Genomic DNA, 16,104 nt, shown 5'->3' with positions numbered 1-16,104 from the left:
GCGCGGGTAAGGTCTGCGCCTGTGACTGCAACATCTGCCGCCCTCACCCCGCCGGCCGACGCCATACCGCCGGTACGCCACCCCGACGCGCCGGCCCCCGGCGAGCTGCTCGGCTCGCACTACGAGCACTGCTTCGGGTGCGGCGGCGGGCAGCCCCACGGCCTCCACCTGGAGGCCCGGGCGGGCGAGGGCGTGACCGTCACCGCCGAGTTCACGGTGACCCCCGACCACCAGGGCGCTCCCGGCCTCGCGCACGGCGGCGTGCTCGCCACCGCGCTCGACGAGACCCTCGGCTCCCTGAACTGGCTGCTGCGGGTCATCGCCGTGACCGGACGCCTGGAGACCGACTTCGTCCGGCCCGTGCCGGTCGGCACCGTGCTCCACCTGGAGGCCGCGGTCACCGCCGTCCACGGCCGCAAGATCTTCTCGACCGCCGTCGGCCGGATCGGCGGGCCCGAGGGGCCCGTCGCCGTCCGCGCCGACGCCCTCTTCATCGAGGTCAAGGTCGACCACTTCATCGACAACGGCCGCCCGGAGGAGATCCAGGCCGCCATGTCCGACCCCGACCAGGTCCGGCGCGCCCGCGCCTTCGAGGTGAACCCCTGATGCGCAACCCTGTCGACGTACTGATCCGCCGCGTGGACCCCGAGGTGCCGATCCCGGCCTACGGGCATCCCGGCGACGCCGGGGCCGACCTGGTGACCACCGAGGCCGCCGAGCTCGCCCCCGGGGAGCGCGCCGTGCTGCCCACCGGGGTCTCCATCGCCCTGCCGGACGGGTACGCGGCCTTCGTGCACCCGCGCTCCGGTCTCGCGGCCCGCTGCGGAGTGGCACTGGTGAATGCCCCGGGGACGGTGGATGCCGGGTACCGTGGAGAGATCAAGGTGATCGTGGTCAACCTCGACCCGCGCGAGACCGTGCGGTTCGAGCGCTTTGACAGGATCGCCCAACTTGTCGTCCAACAGGTCGAGAAGGTGCGCTTCCACGAGGTGGCGGAACTTCCCGGCTCGGCGCGGGCCGAGGGGGGCTTCGGGTCCACCGGCGGGCATGCCGCCGTGGACGGCACTACGGGTGGGAATCGATACGCTTCGGTCGTATCCGACCGGGAAGGACAGTGACGTGTTCGGACGTCGCAAGAAGAGCGGTGCCGCCGAGGACGCGGCGGGCGAGGCCGAGCAGGTCGTCGACGCGGTGGACGGCGAGGACGCGGACGGCGCGGCCCCGCGCCGTGTGAACCTTCCGCCGGCGCCCCGGCCCGACGGGCCCTGGGACATCTCCGAGGTGGCCAAGCCCGACGAGGGCCGGGTGGACCTCGGCGGCGTCTTCGTGCCCGGAGTCGAGGGCATGGAGCTGCGTGTGGAGGTGGCCGGTGACGCGATCGTCGCCGCCACCGTCGTGCTGCGCGACAGCGCCGTACAGCTGCAGGCCTTCGCCGCCCCCAAGAACGAGGGCATCTGGGGCGAGGTCCGCGACGAGATCGCCACGGGCATCGTCCAGCAGGGCGGGGTCATCGACGAGGTCGAGGGCCCGCTGGGCTGGGAGCTGCGGGCCCAGGTCCCCGTACAGCTGCCGGACGGCAACCGCGGGGTCCAGCTGGTCCGCTTCGTGGGTGTCGACGGCCCCCGCTGGTTCCTGCGCGGAGTGATCTCCGGGCAGGGCGCGGTCCAGCCCGAGGCGGCCGGGCTCCTGGAGCAGATCGTCCGGGACACCGTCGTCGTCCGCGGCGAAGGCCCGATGGCCCCCCGCGACCCGATCGTGCTCAAGCTGCCGAACGACGCGCAGATGGTGCCGGACGGCGTGCAGCAGGAGGAGCAGGAGAACTCCCGCTTCTCCGGCGGCATGGGCCAGCTCCAGCGCGGCCCGGAGATCTCCGAGATCCGCTGAGGCCCCGGCCAGGGTTCTCGTTCCTCGTTTCGGCCGGTGGGCCGTCTCCCGTACGTCTCCGTACGGGCGACGGCCCACCGGCCGTTCGGCGTGCGCACGGTTTTCCACAGGTACGGCTTCCGGCTCTGGCCGTGGGACCTGGGGGCGGACCATACTGGCGGGCGCACCTGTTCGAGGAGGGGGAACGCACGTGAGTGAGAGCAGCACGCGGTCCGCGACGGCGGTGGCCGAGGACCCGGCCGGGCAGCCGATGGTCCGCGTCGAGGACCTGCGCCGTTCGTACGGCACCGGAGAGGCGGCCGTCCACGCCCTGCGCGGAGTCTCCTTCGACATCCCGCGCGGCGAGCTCGTCGCGCTCAAGGGCCGCTCGGGCTCCGGCAAGACCACCCTGCTCAACCTCGTGGGCGGCCTCGACAGCGCCGACGGCGGCCGGATCGTCATCGACGGCACCGACCTCTCCACGCTCGGCGAAAACGGGCTCCTGGAGCTGCGCCGCGACCGGATCGGCTTCATCTTCCAGTCCTTCGGGCTCCTCCCGATCCTCTCCGCCGCCGAGAACGTCGGCGTCCCCATGCGGCTGCGCAAGGCCGACCCCAAGGAGCGCGAAGAGCGGGTCGCCCTCCTCCTCGGCCTCGTCGGGCTCGCCGACCACGCCGAGCAGCGCCCCGGCGAGCTCTCCGGCGGCCAGCAGCAGCGCGTCGCCATCGCCCGCGCCCTCGCCAACAAGCCCGCCCTCCTCATAGCCGACGAGCCGACCGGCCAGCTCGACGCCGAGACCGGCCTCGCCGTCATGCAACTCCTCCGCGCCGTCGTCCGCAGCGAGGGCTGCACCGCCCTCGTCGCCACCCACGACCCCCAACTCCTCGTCCTCGCCGACCGCGTCCTCGAACTCAGCGACGGCGAGATCATCGAACACTGACCGGAGCGGCCGGCTTTTCGGCCGAGTGCGCGGCGGGCGCGTGGCTGCGCGCAGGGGGCCGGGGCGGGCGAGCCGGGCCGGCCCGGCCTGGCTGCGCCTGAGCCTGTGCTGGGCTTGTGCTCGTGCCGGGCCGGGCGGCCCAGCCGGGCGGCGCCGAGCCCGGGTCTGAGCTGAACGTGCTGGGCTTCGCCGGGGCTCGGGGGGACCCGAAACGAACCGAACGGCGCTGGGGCCGTGTGGCCGCGCCCGGCCGCGCCGCACGGGCCGGGCGGGGCTGGCCGTGCTGGCCGCGGCGGGGCTGCGCCTGAGCCCGTGTCGGGCCTGAGTTCGTGCCGGGCCTGAGCCCGGCTCCCGTGCCGGGTCCTGCAGGGCGGGCGCCGAGCCCGGGTCCGAGCCGGGCCTTGCCAGGTCCTTGGTCCCGAACCGAACCGAACCGCGCCGCGCCCGTGACGGGCTTGAGCCCAGGCCGGGCAGCCCAGGGCCGGGCAGCCAAGGGCCGGGCGGAGTCCGGCTCGCGTGCCGAGCGGCCCCGAGCGTGGGACCGAGCCGAATGCGCCGGGCCGGGCGGCGCCGAGCGCGCGCCCGCGCTGAACCGTGCCGCGCGCGCCCGCGCCGCGCCGCGCCGCCGCAGGGACGGCCCGTCCCCCGCCGGCCCGGGCCCGCGGGGGACGGGCCGGGGCGGCGGGTCTGGGCAGGGTGGGGGCGGCGGCAGGGGTCAGGAGTTGGTGGTCAGGTCGGTCGGGGGTGTGGACATGACTTCGCGGACTTCGATGGGCATGTTGAGGGGGGTGTGGGAGGGGCCGGGGGCGGTGGAGATGTGGGCGGCGATGGAGAGGGCGCGGTCGAGGGTGGGGACGTCGACGATCCACCAGCCGGCGAGGAATTCCTTGGTTTCGGCGAAGGGGCCGTCGGTGACGAGGGGGGAGCCGTCGGCGGCGGCGCGGACGATGCGGGCCGTGTCGGGCATGGCGAGGCCTTGGGCGTCGACGAGCTCGCCCGCCGCCGCGAGCTTCGCGTTCGTGGTCTGCATGAAGGCGATGTGGGCGCGGATCTCCTCGGGCTGCCATTCCCCGATGGAGGGGGCGTCGAGGCTGTGCGCGTTGAACTGCATCAGCAGCATGTACTTCACGGGGGTGCTCCTCGGTCGTGCGGCATGTCCCGGGCGGTGCCCGGGCCCTCTGTCACGGTGAGGTCGGAGCCGACTCGGCGCTCTCGACATCAGAATCACGTCAATACCGCACGGGGGGCTCTCTCGGTGTGCGGAATGTCCGATTGGCTGGACGTATGGTCGAGCCATGGGACGCGGCAAGCTTCGGATCTACCTCGGCGCTGCGCCGGGCGTCGGCAAGACCTACGCGATGCTCTCGGAGGGGCACCGGCGGGTGGAGCGCGGCACCGACTGTGTGGTGGCGTTCGTGGAGCACCACGGGCGGCCGCGCACGGAAGTGATGCTGCACGGCCTTGAGCAGGTACCGCGCCGCTCCCTGGACTACCGGGGGGCGACCTTCACCGAGATGGACGTCGACGCGGTCCTGGCCCGCCGGCCCACCGTCGCGCTGGTGGACGAGCTCGCCCATACGAACGTGCCCGGGTCCCGTAACCCCAAGCGGTGGCAGGACGTCGCCGAGCTCCTGGCGGCGGGCATCGACGTCGTGTCGACCGTGAACATCCAGCATCTGGAGTCGCTGGGCGACGTCGTCGAGTCGATCACCGGGGTGCGGCAGCGGGAGACCGTCCCCGACGAGATCGTGCGGCGGGCGGATCAGATCGAGCTGGTCGACATGAGCCCGGAGGCCCTGCGGCGCCGGATGGCCCACGGCAACGTCTACACGCCGGACAAGGTCGACGCGGCCCTCTCCAACTACTTCCGCCCCGGCAACCTCACCGCTCTGCGCGAGCTGGCCCTGCTGTGGACGGCCGACCGGGTCGACGAGTACCTCCAGCAGTACCGGGGCGAGCACAACATCCGCTCCACCTGGCAGGCCAGGGAGCGGATCGTCGTCGGTCTGACCGGCGGACCCGAGGGCGGCACGCTGATACGGCGGGCGACCCGGCTCGCCGAGAAGGGCGCGGGCGGCGAGGTCCTCGCCGTGTACATAGCGCGCAGCGACGGACTCACCGCGGCCTCGCCGAAGGAGCTCGCCGTCCAGCGAACCCTCGTCGAGGACCTCGGCGGAACGTTCCACCACGTCATCGGCGACGACATCCCCTCCGCGCTCCTGGAGTTCGCCCGCGGGGTCAACGCCACCCAGATCGTCCTCGGCTCCAGCCGCCGACGCTCCTGGCAGTACGTGCTCGGCCCCGGCGTCGGCCAGACCGTGGCCAGGGACTCCGGGCCCGACCTCGACGTCCACATCGTGACCCACGGCGAGGTCGCCAAGGGGCGGGGCCTGCCGGTCGCGCGCGGGGCCAGGCTCGGCCGCTCCCGCATCCTCGGCGGCTGGCTCGTCGGCGTCGGCGGCCCCGCCGCCCTCGCCCTGCTCCTCACCCATGTCGACGCGGACCTCGGGCTCGCCAACGACATGCTGCTCTTCCTCGCCCTGACGGTCGCCGCGGCCCTCCTCGGCGGCTTCGTCCCGGCGCTCGCCTCGGCGGCGGCCGGCTCCTTCCTGCTCAACTGGTTCTTCACCCCGCCGATCCACCGGCTGACCATCGCCGACCCCAAGAACATCGTCGCCATAGCCGTCTTCCTCGGCGTCGCCATGGCGGTCGCCTCGGTGGTCGACCTCGCCGCCCGCCGTACCCACCAGGCCGCCAGGCTGCGCGCCGAGTCCGAGGTGCTCTCCTATCTGGCCGGCAGTGTGCTGCGCGGCGAGACGAGCCTGGAGGCCCTCCTCGAACGGGTCCGCGAGACCTTCTCCATGGAGTCGGTGGCCCTCCTGGAACGCGCCGACGACCTCGAGCCGTGGACCCGGGCGGCGAGCGTCGGCCCGCACCCGGTGGCCCGGCCGGAGGAGGCCGACGTCGACATGCCGGTCGGCGACCACCTGGCCCTCGCCCTCACCGGTCGGGTGCTGCCCGCGGAGGACCGGCGGGTGCTCGGCGCCTTCGCCGCCCAGGCCGCCGTCGTCCTGGACCGGCAGCGTCTGGTGGGCGAGGCGGAGGAGGCCCGCAAGCTCGCCGAGGGCAACAAGATCCGTACCTCCCTGCTCGCCGCCGTCAGCCACGACCTGCGGACCCCCCTCGCGAGCATCAAGGCCTCCGTCTCCTCGCTCCGCTCCGACGACGTCGAGTGGTCCGAGGAGGACCGGGCGGAACTCCTGGAAGGGATCGAGGCCGGCGCCGACCGCCTCGACCACCTCGTCGGCAACCTCCTCGACATGTCCCGCCTGCAGACCGGCACCGTCACGCCCCTGATCCGGAGCGTCGACCTCGACGAGGTCGTCCCGATGGCCCTCGGCGGGGTCCCGGACGGCAGCGCCGAGCTCGACATCCCCGAGTCGCTGCCGATGGTCGACGTCGACAAGGGCCTCCTGGAGCGGGCCGTCGCCAACATCGTGGAGAACGCCGTGAAGTACAGCCCCGAGGGCATGCCCGTCGCCGTCTCCGCCAGCGCCCTGGGGGACCGGGTCGAACTGCGGGTCGTCGACCGCGGGCCCGGCGTCCCCGACGTGGCGAAGGACGGCATCTTCGAGCCCTTCCAGCGCTTCGGCGACGCCCCGCGCGGCGCCGGCGTCGGCCTCGGGCTCGCGGTGGCCCGCGGCTTCGTGGAGTCCATGGGCGGGACGCTCGGCGCCGAGGACACCCCGGGCGGCGGCCTGACCATGGTCCTCACCCTCCGGGCCGCGCCCGGCGGCCCGGAGGCCCCGCCGGCGGACCTCCCGGCGCACGCCGTGACCTGACGCGCCCCGCCAGGACCCGCGCCCGTCGCCGTACGCGCGCGTCCCCGCTCCGCCCGGGCGCCCGTGTCCACTCCGTACCGCTGCCGGGCCCGTGCCCGTACCGTTCCCGTACACCGCTTTCAGCAGAAGGTAGGCCCCCTCCATGACCCGGGTCCTCGTGGTCGACGACGAGCCGCAGATCGTCCGTGCGCTGGTGATCAACCTCAAGGCACGGAAGTACGAGGTCGACGCCGCGCCCGACGGCGCCACCGCCCTCAGGCTCGCCGCCGAACGCCACCCCGACGTCGTCGTCCTCGACCTCGGCCTGCCCGACATGGACGGCGTCGAGGTCATCAAGGGCCTGCGCGGCTGGACGCGGGTCCCGATCCTGGTCCTCTCCGCCCGGCAGACATCCGACGAGAAGGTCGAGGCGCTCGACGCGGGCGCCGACGACTACGTCACCAAGCCCTTCGGCATGGACGAGCTGCTCGCCCGGCTCCGCGCCGCCGTCCGCAGAGCCGAGCCGGTCGGCGGCGCCGAGGACGGGGTCGTCGTGGTCGAGGCCGAGGGCTTCACCGTCGACCTGGCGGCGAAGAAGGTCCACCGCGACGGGCGGGACGTCCGGCTCACCCCCACCGAGTGGCACCTCCTCGAAGTCCTCGTCCGCAACAGCGGCCGTCTGGTCAGCCAGAAGCAGCTGCTCCAGGAGGTCTGGGGACCGTCCTACGGCACCGAGACCAACTACCTCCGCGTGTACATGGCGCAGCTGCGCCGCAAGCTGGAGGCCGACCCCTCGCACCCGCGCCACTTCGTCACCGAACCGGGCATGGGATACCGCTTCGAACGCTGATGGGGCGGGCCGTCCGGGGCCGGACTCCGTGACAGCGGTGGCCGGTACGCTTTCTGTATGAGTGCTGCACCGCGTACAGAGAAGCCGGCCGGCCGGTTCCGCCGGATGCTCGACCGGCTCTCCTCCTCTCCCGAGGACCTGGAGTCCGAGGAGCTCCAGGAGGACGCCGAGGCGTCGGGGTGCACGCGTATCTCCGACTGCTCCGACCGCCAGATAGTCAAGGTGACTGGTACCTTGCGCACGGTCACACTGCGTCCCCGGGCCGGTGTACCCGCGCTCGAGGCCGAACTCTTCGACGGCACGGCACCACTCGACGTCGTGTGGCTCGGCCGCCGCTCCATCGTGGGCATCGAGCCGGGCCGCAAGCTGATCGCCTCCGGCCGGATCTCGATGAGCCACGGCCGGCGGGTCCTCTTCAACCCCAAATACGAGCTCCGACCGCTCGGACAGGAGTAGCCGGTGACGTCCCCCGACAAGCCGACCGCGGCCCAGCCGACCCCGGACCAGGACACCCAGGCCGACAAGGCCGTGACCGAGGCCGCGCTCTTCGAGGCCTTCGGCGGGGTCCGCGGCATGGTCGAGACGGTCGTGCCCGGTCTGCTGTTCGTCACGATCTTCACGATCAACAAGAACCTGCACGTCTCGGCGATCGCCGCGCTCGCCGTCTCGCTGGTCCTGGTCGCCGTCCGGCTGATCCGCCGCGACACCGTCAAGCACGCCTTCAGCGGCGTCTTCGGCGTCGCCTTCGGCGTCGTCTTCGCGATGATGACGGGCAACGCCAAGGACTTCTACCTGCCGGGCATGCTGTACACGCTGGGCCTCGCCCTCGCGTACATCATCACCGCCCTCGCCGGCGTCCCCCTGATCGGCCTGATCCTCGGCCCGGTCTTCAAGGAGAACCTCTCCTGGCGGACCCGCAACCCCGGCCGCAAGAAGGCCTACACGAAGGCCAGCTGGGCCTGGGGCCTCATCCTGCTCGGCAAGTGCGCGATCCTCTTCCCGATGTACTGGTGGGCCGACACCACCAAGTTCGGCTGGGTCCTCATCGCCCTGAAGATCCCGCCGTTCCTGCTCGCGGTCTACCTCACCTGGGTGTTCCTCGCGAAGGCGCCGGCGCCGATCGACGTCTTCGCCGAGATGGAGGCCGAGGAGCGCGCCGAGAAGGAGCGCAAGGCGGCCGCCGCCGCGCAGCCCCCGAGCCACCACACCGAGGTCTGAGAGACGGTACGCCGAAGGGCCCGGGACTCCAGAGTCCCGGGCCCTTCCGCGTACCACGTCCGATCAGGACTCGGTGGGCTCCCGGCGGACCTGCAGCAGGTCCTCCAGCTGCTCCTCGCGCGCCTGGGCGGCCACGAACAGCAGCTCGTCACCGGCCTCCAGGGTCTCCTCGGCGCTCGGCGTCAGCACCCGCGAACCGCGGATGATCGTCACCAGCGAGGTGTCCTGCGGCCAGGCCACGTCCCCGACCGCGGTGCCGGCGACGGCCGACTCCGGCGGAAGGGTCAGCTCGACCAGGTTCGCGTCGCCGTGGCTGAAGCGGAGCAGCCGGACCAGGTCGCCGACGCTCACCGCCTCCTCGACCAGGGCCGACATGAGGCGCGGCGTCGACACGGCCACGTCCACGCCCCAGGCCTCGTTGAAGAGCCACTCGTTCTTCGGGTTGTTCACCCGGGCGACGACGCGCGGCACGCCGTACTCGGTCTTCGCGAGCAGCGAGACGACCAGGTTCACCTTGTCGTCACCGGTCGCCGCGATCACCACGTTGCAGCGCTGGAGCGCCGCCTCGTCGAGGGACGTGATCTCGCAGGCGTCGGCGAGCAGCCACTCCGCCTGCGGCACCCGCTCCACCGAGATGGCGGTCGGCGCCTTGTCGATGAGCAGGACCTCGTGCCCGTTCTCCAGGAGCTCGCCCGCGATGGAACGGCCCACCGCACCCGCGCCCGCAATAGCGACACGCATCAGTGACCGCCCTCCTCGGGACCCTCGGCGAAGGCCGCCTCGACCTTCGCGATCTCGTCCGTACGCATCATCACGTGCACCAGATCGCCTTCCTGGAGCACCGTCTGCGAGGTCGGCAGAATCGCTTCGCCCAGCCGGGTGAGGAACGCGACGCGGACGCCGGTCTCCTCCTGGAGCCGGCTCACCTTGTGGCCGATCCACGCGGGGGAGGTGTGGACCTCGGCCAGCTGCACGCCACCGCTCGGATCGCGCCACAGCGGCTCCGCGCCGGACGGCAGCAGCCGGCGCAGCATCTGGTCGGCGGTCCAGCGGACCGTCGCGACCGTCGGGATCCCGAGGCGCTGGTAGACCTCGGCACGGCGCGGGTCGTAGATGCGCGCCGCCACGTTCTCGATGCCGAACATCTCGCGCGCGACCCGCGCGGCGATGATGTTCGAGTTGTCGCCGCTGCTCACCGCGGCGAAGGCACCGGCCTCCTCGATGCCGGCCTCACGCAGCGTGTCCTGGTCGAAGCCCACGCCCGTGACCCGGCGACCGCCGAAACCCGACCCCAGACGACGGAAAGCCGTCGGGTCCTGGTCCACGACCGCGACGGTGTGCCCCTGCTGTTCGAGGGTCTGCGCGAGAGCGGCTCCCACTCGCCCGCAGCCCATGATGACGATGTGCACGTCCCCTTACCCCGCACTCCTGATCGCCTTGCTGACCTGCGAAAACACCCTGCTCACAACTTTCCTCGCCCGATGGGCCCGGGCAGCGGCGGACAACGCCCTGCCGGGTTGCCCGGTCCGAGCTTATGCGGCAACGCTGGCCGGGACCGCATTCGAGGTGGTACTCAGGGAGATTCGGTGCCGATCGGGGGTGCCGTTGCGCGTGGCTCTTTTCGAACGCTTACGATCCTCTCCGTGTCCAAACTGACCGACGTGCCCAAACGGATCCTGATCGGGCGGGCCCTGCGCAGCGACAAGCTGGGAGAGACCCTTCTCTCCAAGCGCATCGCCCTCCCCGTCTTCGCCTCCGACCCGCTGTCCTCGGTGGCGTACGCACCCGGCGAGGTGCTGCTCGTCCTCTCCGTCGCCGGTCTGTCGGCCTACCACTTCAGCCCGTGGATCGCGCTCGCGGTCGTCGTCCTGATGTTCACGGTGGTCGCCTCCTACCGGCAGAACGTGCACGCGTACCCCAGCGGCGGCGGCGACTACGAGGTCGCCAACACCAACCTCGGGCCGAAGGCCGGACTCACCGTCGCGAGCGCCCTGCTCGTCGACTACGTCCTGACCGTCGCGGTGTCGATCTCCTCGGGCATCGAGAACCTCGGCTCGGCGATCCCCTTCGTCGTCGAGCACAAGGTGGCCTGCGCGGTCGGCGTGATCGTGCTGCTCACCGTGATGAACCTGCGCGGCGTGAAGGAGTCCGGCTCGCTCTTCGCGATCCCGACGTACGTCTTCGTCGCCGGCGTCTTCATCATGATCGCCTGGGGCGCGTACCGCGGCATCGTCCTCGACGACACCATGCGGGCGCCCACCGCCGACTTCGAGATCAAGCCCGAGCACCAGGGCCTCGCCGGCTTCGCGCTGGTCTTCCTGCTGCTGCGCGCGTTCTCCTCCGGCTGTGCCGCCCTCACCGGCGTCGAGGCCATCTCCAACGGCGTCCCCGCCTTCCGCAAGCCGAAGTCGAAGAACGCCGCCACCACCCTCGCGCTCATGGGCGGCCTCGCCGTCACCATGTTCTGCGGCATCATCTTCCTCGCCATGGCCACCGACGTGCGCATGGCCGAGAAGCCCGCCGAGGACCTCCTGCACAACGGCGTCCCGCTCGGTCCCGGCTACGTCCAGGACCCGGTCATCTCCCAGGTCGCGGCCGCCGTCTTCGGCGACGGAACGTTCTTCTTCGTCGTCCTCGCCGCCGCCACCGCGCTCGTCCTCTTCCTGGCCGCCAACACCGCGTACAACGGCTTCCCGCTCCTCGGCTCGATCCTCGCCCAGGACCGCTACCTGCCGCGCCAGCTCCACACCCGCGGCGACCGCCTCGCCTTCTCCAACGGCATCGTGCTCCTCGCCGGCGCCGCCGCCCTCCTCGTGTGGGTCTACGGAGCCGACTCGACCCGGCTGATCCAGCTGTACATCGTCGGCGTCTTCGTCTCCTTCACCCTCAGCCAGATCGGCATGGTCCGGCACTGGAACCGGCACCTGAAGACCGAGCGCGTCCCCGCCAAGCGCCGCCACATGATCCGCTCCCGCGCGATCAACGCCTTCGGCGCCTTCTTCACCGGCCTCGTCCTCGTCGTCGTCCTCGCCACCAAGTTCACCCACGGCGCCTGGGTCGCCCTGCTCGGCATGGTGATCTTCTACGGCACGATGACCGCGATCCGCCGGCACTACGACTCCGTCGCCGCCGAGATCGCCGCCGCCGAGGAACGCCCCGACGAGTACGTGCGCCCCTCCCGGGTCCGCTCCATCGTCCTCGTCTCCAAGCTCCACAAGCCCACCCTGCGCGCCCTGGCCTACGCCAAGCTCATGCACGCCAACGAGCTGGAAGCGCTGACCGTCAACGTCGACCCGGCCGAGACGAAGGCGCTCAAGGAGGAGTGGGAGCGGCGCGGCATCAACGTCCCGCTCAAGATCCTCGACTCCCCGTACCGCGAGATCACCCGGCCGGTGATCGAGTACGTGAAGAGCATCCGCCGCGAGAGCCCGCGCGACGCCGTCTCCGTCTACATCCCCGAGTACGTCGTCGGCCACTGGTACGAGCACCTGCTCCACAACCAGAGCGCCCTGCGGCTCAAGGGCCGGCTGCTCTTCACCCCCGGCGTCATGGTGACCTCGGTCCCGTACCAGCTCCAGTCCTCCGAAGCCGCCAAGAAGCGGGCCCGGAAGCGCCAGGAGTGGAACGCGCCCGGCTCGGTCCGCCGCGGCCCCGTCGAGAAGCGCCAGAAGGAACCGGCCGCAAAGAACAACTAGACTGGTGGGCTGCCGTGCACACGGCAGCCCACTGTTACTTCCCCTTGGAGACTCCCCGCCATGCAGAACACCCCTGTTTCGTCGTTGGTCGGGGCGGAGTACGAGGTAGAGGTCGGCCCGGTCGCCCACGGCGGCCACTGCATCGCCCGTACGGACGCGGGCCGCGTCCTCTTCGTCCGGCACGCGCTGCCCGGCGAGCGGGTCGTCGCCCGCGTCACCGAGGGCGAGGAGACCTCTCGCTTCCTGCGAGCCGACGCCGTCACCATCCTCGAAGCCTCCAAGGACCGCGTCGAGGCCCCCTGCCCCTTCGCCGGCCCCGGCAAGTGCGGCGGCTGCGACTGGCAGCACGCCAAGCCCGGCGCCCAGCGCCGCCTCAAGGGCGAGGTCATCGCCGAGCAGCTGCTGCGCCTCGCCGGCCTCACCCCCGAGCAGGCCGGCTGGGACGGCACCGTCATGCCCGCCGAGGGCGACAAGCTCCCCGCCGGCGAGGTCCCGCAGTGGCGCACCCGCGTCCAGTACGCCATCGACGCCGAGGGCCACGCCGGTCTGCGCAAGCACCGCTCCCACGAGGTCGAGGTCATCGACCACTGCATGATCGCCGCCGAGGGCGTCTCCGAACTCGGCATCGAGAAGCGCACCTGGGAGGGCATGGCCTCCGTCGAGGCCATCGCCGCCTCCGGCTCCCACGACCGCCAGGTCATCCTCACCCCGCGCCCCGGCGCCCGCCTCCCGCTGGTCGAGCTCGACAAGCCGGTCTCGGTCCTCCGCGTCGACGAGAAGGACGGCGGCGTCCACCGCGTCCACGGCCGCGCCTTCGTCCGCGAGCGCGCCGACGAGCGCACCCACCGCGTCGGCGGCGGCGGCTTCTGGCAGGTCCACCCCAAGGCCGCCGACACCCTCATGAAGGCCGTCATGCAGGGCCTCCTGCCCCGCAAGGGCGACACCGCCCTCGACCTCTACTGCGGCGTCGGCCTCTTCGCCGGCGCCCTCGCCGACCGCGTCGGCGAGCAGGGCGCCGTCCTCGGCATCGAGTCCGGCAAGCGCGCCGTCGAGGACGCCCGCCACAACCTCGCCGGCTTCCCCCGCGTCCGCATCGAACAGGGCAAGGTCGAATCCGTCCTCCCCCGCACCGGCATCACCGAGGTCGACCTCATCGTCCTCGACCCCCCGCGCGCCGGCGCCGGCATGCAGACCGTCCACCACCTCGCCAACCTCGGCGCCCGCCGCATCGCCTACGTCGCCTGCGACCCCGCCGCCCTCGCCCGCGACATCTCCTACTTCACCGACCGCGGCTACAAGCTCCGCACCCTGCGCGCCTTCGACCTCTTCCCGATGACGCATCATGTGGAGTGCGTCGCGATCCTTGAGCCTGCTGAAAAGGGCCGCTGAACTGCGGGTTTGTTGAGTGTGCATTGTGAGCGGTTTCTGATGGGTCGTCACGCATGAATGGCGACCGCCGAATGGAGTTCTCGGCTGTGTGGTCGTAGGCACGTTGAGGTGGCTGGGGCGTTGGCTGTCGGCTGCCCCTGCCCCATCCGCTTCTCGGTAGTGACGTTCCGTGGCGCTAGGTGGGGTGCCCGGTGTGTGTGGTGTCAGGGGCCGTAGGGGCCCCAGCGCCCGAGAAAGGGTCAGAGGTCGTCGGCTCGTGGTTCGGGGATGTGAGCAGCCGGGGCGGTGTGTTTCAGGGGGTCGAGGCGCTCCACGCGGGCTGCCGCCCAGTCGATCCATGCTTCGGCTTCGGTCCTGGCCTGACCTGCGGGGCTGGCCTCGACTCGGGTGCGTACGGCGCTCACGTATGCGGTCAGTCGGGCGGCGTGACGCCATGCCGCTTCCTGCGCCTCGAAGTGCCGGACGCGGTACGCCTGGGCGTACTGGACGCGGGTTTCTTCCATGGCGGCTGCACAGTGGATGAGCTTTTGGCGTGCCGCTCGATGCCTGCAGCGGGTCCGTGCCACGCTGGCCGAGCGATGCGCCAGGACCTTCTCCCGCTATGGCATGGAGGAGCTGCACAGGCTGCTGCACGTCGACGCCACGCTGCGCCTGCCCCCGTACGCGAAGTGCGGCTTCCGAGGCACTGCACTCGGAGTGCATAAATACCTGTGATCGCGGCCTGAGAATTTAACGACCGTCGCGGAGAGAGTTTTTGTCAGCGATGCGCAGGGAGAAATATTCGACGCACACGGGATGCGGCGACGTGCTACTGTCGATCTCAGTTGCAGTTTTGGTACCCAAAAACTTCGGGCGCCTCCTGCCGGCCACGTGCCGTGCGGAAGCGCTTTGTATTTCCGGTCATTTTCCGGGCAGGGCATCATCGCGGCGACACGGCGTCCGTACGGTACGGATTCCGTCGTACTGCCCAAAGGAGAAATGACATGGCTGCTGGCACCGTGAAGTGGTTCAACGCGGAAAAGGGCTTCGGCTTCATCGAGCAGGACGGTGGCGGCCCCGACGTGTTCGCCCACTTCTCGAACATCGCCTCCCAGGGCTTCCGCGAGCTCCAGGAGGGCCAGAAGGTCACCTTCGACATCGCGCAGGGTCAGAAGGGCCCGACGGCCGAGAACATCGTCTCCGCCTGACGCTGACGCGTAATACGTAGCTGGGGCCCGCATCCTCCGGGGTGCGGGCCCCAGCTGCACGCATTTCGCAGGTCTTTTACCTGCACCTGCGCCACCCTCACTTCTTTCGCTCGCCCGCTTGCGGGTCGACAGCCATTTCGGCCCGGTTCAAGCCGCTTGCGTTCACATTTCATTCGGCCCGTGCCAGTGATTCCCGACGCTTTTCATTCGCTGCCGGAATTCCTCGATACGCGCCGTATCAAGGAAGGTTCTGAATGAACCCCACACGCACGAACAGCCGTTCCTCCCGCACCCGCAGCAACGGCGGCCGCGCATACGGCTCCACCGCAGGTTCACCCCGGAGCAGCCGCTTCGCTTCGTCCGCGCCGAGCCGTTCGTTCGCGCCGAGCCGCTCCGGCGGCTACGGACGGCGTCCCGCCGCAGTGCAGGGAGAGTTCGCACCGCCGAAGACGATCACTCCGGCGCTGCCCGCCGTCGAGGCGTTCGCCGACCTCGACATGCCGGCGGAGCTCCTGGCCGCGCTCACCGCACAGGGTCTGTCCGTGCCGTTCCCCATCCAGGGCGCGACGCTGCCGAACTCCCTGGCGGGCCGTGACGTCCTGGGCCGCGGCCGGACCGGCTCGGGCAAGACCCTCGCCTTCGGCCTGGCCCTCCTCGGCCGTACGGCCGGACAGCTCGCCGAGCCCCGTCAGCCGCTGGCGCTGGTCCTGGTCCCCACCCGGGAACTTGCGCAGCAGGTCACCGACGCGCTCACGCCGTACGCCCGCGCCGTGAAGCTGCGCCTGGCCACCGTCGTCGGCGGAATGCCGATCGGCCGGCAGGCGAACGCGCTGCGCGGTGGTGCCGAGGTCGTCGTGGCCACCCCCGGGCGCCTCAAGGACCTCATCGACCGGGGCGACTGCGGGCTGGACCAGGTCGGCATCACCGTCCTGGACGAGGCCGACCAGATGGCCGACATGGGTTTCATGCCGCAGGTCACCGCTCTCCTGGACCAGGTACGCCCCGAGGGCCAGCGGATGCTGTTCTCCGCGACCCTGGACCGCAATGTCGACCTCCTGGTCCGCCGCTACCTCACCGACCCCGTCGTCCACTCCGTCGACCCCTCCCAGGGTGCGGTCACCACGATGGAACACCACCTCCT

Annotated in this window: 16 protein-coding genes; 12 read left to right on the top strand and 4 right to left on the bottom strand. The window is 71.4% G+C overall.

What is annotated here, in order from left to right; genetic code table 11:
• Positions 1 to 21: 21 nt before the first annotated feature.
• The 4 genes from ACZ7G1_RS37045 to ACZ7G1_RS37030 all read left to right on the top strand — a co-directional run bounded on the left by ACZ7G1_RS37045 (position 22) and on the right by ACZ7G1_RS37030 (position 2,803).
• Positions 22 to 606 (top strand): PaaI family thioesterase, encoded by a 585-nt coding sequence (locus ACZ7G1_RS37045; protein ID WP_470881351.1) that lies wholly within the window; start codon positions 22 to 24, stop codon positions 604 to 606.
• A complete protein-coding gene (dut, locus tag ACZ7G1_RS37040; RefSeq protein ID WP_366305517.1) occupies positions 606 to 1,118 on the top strand; it encodes a dUTP diphosphatase in 513 nt (170 codons plus the stop codon). The genes ACZ7G1_RS37045 and dut overlap by 1 nt, the downstream gene beginning before the upstream one ends.
• A gap of 1 nt (position 1,119) precedes the next feature.
• The gene (locus ACZ7G1_RS37035) at positions 1,120 to 1,884 is read left to right on the top strand and encodes a DUF3710 domain-containing protein (protein WP_470881349.1); all 765 of its coding nucleotides are present in this window, start codon (positions 1,120 to 1,122) and stop codon (positions 1,882 to 1,884) included.
• A 190-nt stretch (positions 1,885 to 2,074) separates the two neighbouring features.
• Positions 2,075 to 2,803, top strand: a complete 729-nt coding sequence (locus tag ACZ7G1_RS37030) for an ABC transporter ATP-binding protein (RefSeq protein ID WP_470881348.1) — start codon at positions 2,075 to 2,077, stop codon at positions 2,801 to 2,803.
• Positions 2,804 to 3,518: 715 nt separating this feature from the next.
• Here the strand turns inward: ACZ7G1_RS37030 and ACZ7G1_RS37025 are convergent.
• Positions 3,519 to 3,923, bottom strand: coding sequence for a YciI family protein (locus ACZ7G1_RS37025; RefSeq protein ID WP_470881419.1), 405 nt, complete (start codon positions 3,921 to 3,923; stop codon positions 3,519 to 3,521).
• Between the two features lie 175 nt (positions 3,924 to 4,098).
• Here ACZ7G1_RS37025 and ACZ7G1_RS37020 point away from each other — a divergent pair, with 175 nt between their 5' ends.
• The 4 genes from ACZ7G1_RS37020 (at position 4,099) to ACZ7G1_RS37005 (ending at position 8,692) form a co-directional block, all read left to right on the top strand.
• Positions 4,099 to 6,645 (top strand): DUF4118 domain-containing protein, encoded by a 2,547-nt coding sequence (locus ACZ7G1_RS37020; RefSeq protein ID WP_470881346.1) that lies wholly within the window; start codon positions 4,099 to 4,101, stop codon positions 6,643 to 6,645.
• Positions 6,646 to 6,787: 142 nt separating this feature from the next.
• Positions 6,788 to 7,474, top strand: coding sequence for a response regulator (locus ACZ7G1_RS37015; RefSeq protein ID WP_384901448.1), 687 nt, complete (start codon positions 6,788 to 6,790; stop codon positions 7,472 to 7,474).
• A gap of 57 nt (positions 7,475 to 7,531) precedes the next feature.
• Entirely contained in the window at positions 7,532 to 7,930 is a 399-nt protein-coding gene (locus ACZ7G1_RS37010; protein WP_015036728.1) for an OB-fold nucleic acid binding domain-containing protein, read from the top strand.
• A 3-nt stretch (positions 7,931 to 7,933) separates the two neighbouring features.
• Positions 7,934 to 8,692: a DUF3159 domain-containing protein gene (locus ACZ7G1_RS37005; protein WP_470881344.1), complete on the top strand. Its 759-nt coding sequence runs from the start codon at positions 7,934 to 7,936 to the stop codon at positions 8,690 to 8,692.
• Between the two features lie 63 nt (positions 8,693 to 8,755).
• On the opposite strand, the gene ACZ7G1_RS37000 is transcribed toward ACZ7G1_RS37005, so the two are convergent.
• Both ACZ7G1_RS37000 and ACZ7G1_RS36995 read right to left on the bottom strand, forming a co-directional pair.
• On the bottom strand, positions 8,756 to 9,433 hold the full coding sequence (locus ACZ7G1_RS37000) for a potassium channel family protein (protein WP_030321521.1): 678 nt from the start codon (positions 9,431 to 9,433) through the stop codon (positions 8,756 to 8,758).
• Positions 9,433 to 10,101, bottom strand: coding sequence for a potassium channel family protein (locus tag ACZ7G1_RS36995; RefSeq protein ID WP_041131658.1), 669 nt, complete (start codon positions 10,099 to 10,101; stop codon positions 9,433 to 9,435). The genes ACZ7G1_RS37000 and ACZ7G1_RS36995 overlap by 1 nt, the downstream gene beginning before the upstream one ends.
• A gap of 234 nt (positions 10,102 to 10,335) precedes the next feature.
• Here ACZ7G1_RS36995 and ACZ7G1_RS36990 point away from each other — a divergent pair, with 234 nt between their 5' ends.
• Together ACZ7G1_RS36990 and ACZ7G1_RS36985 are read left to right on the top strand one after the other, a co-directional pair.
• Positions 10,336 to 12,387: an APC family permease gene (locus tag ACZ7G1_RS36990; protein ID WP_470881342.1), complete on the top strand. Its 2,052-nt coding sequence runs from the start codon at positions 10,336 to 10,338 to the stop codon at positions 12,385 to 12,387.
• A gap of 60 nt (positions 12,388 to 12,447) precedes the next feature.
• A complete protein-coding gene (locus ACZ7G1_RS36985; RefSeq protein ID WP_470881340.1) occupies positions 12,448 to 13,776 on the top strand; it encodes a class I SAM-dependent RNA methyltransferase in 1,329 nt (442 codons plus the stop codon).
• A gap of 239 nt (positions 13,777 to 14,015) precedes the next feature.
• On the opposite strand, the gene ACZ7G1_RS36980 is transcribed toward ACZ7G1_RS36985, so the two are convergent.
• Positions 14,016 to 14,279, bottom strand: coding sequence for a hypothetical protein (locus tag ACZ7G1_RS36980; RefSeq protein WP_470881338.1), 264 nt, complete (start codon positions 14,277 to 14,279; stop codon positions 14,016 to 14,018).
• Positions 14,280 to 14,759: 480 nt separating this feature from the next.
• Between ACZ7G1_RS36980 and ACZ7G1_RS36975 the strand changes: the two genes are divergently transcribed.
• Together ACZ7G1_RS36975 and ACZ7G1_RS36970 are read left to right on the top strand one after the other, a co-directional pair.
• Positions 14,760 to 14,963 (top strand): cold-shock protein, encoded by a 204-nt coding sequence (locus tag ACZ7G1_RS36975; protein WP_470881336.1) that lies wholly within the window; start codon positions 14,760 to 14,762, stop codon positions 14,961 to 14,963.
• A gap of 254 nt (positions 14,964 to 15,217) precedes the next feature.
• The coding region (locus tag ACZ7G1_RS36970; RefSeq protein WP_470881334.1) for a DEAD/DEAH box helicase at positions 15,218 to 16,104 on the top strand (887 nt) is incomplete at its 3' end.

The organism is Streptomyces sp. NPDC037273, assembly GCF_055603625.1.
This window is presented reverse-complemented; position numbering and strand designations above follow the sequence as displayed.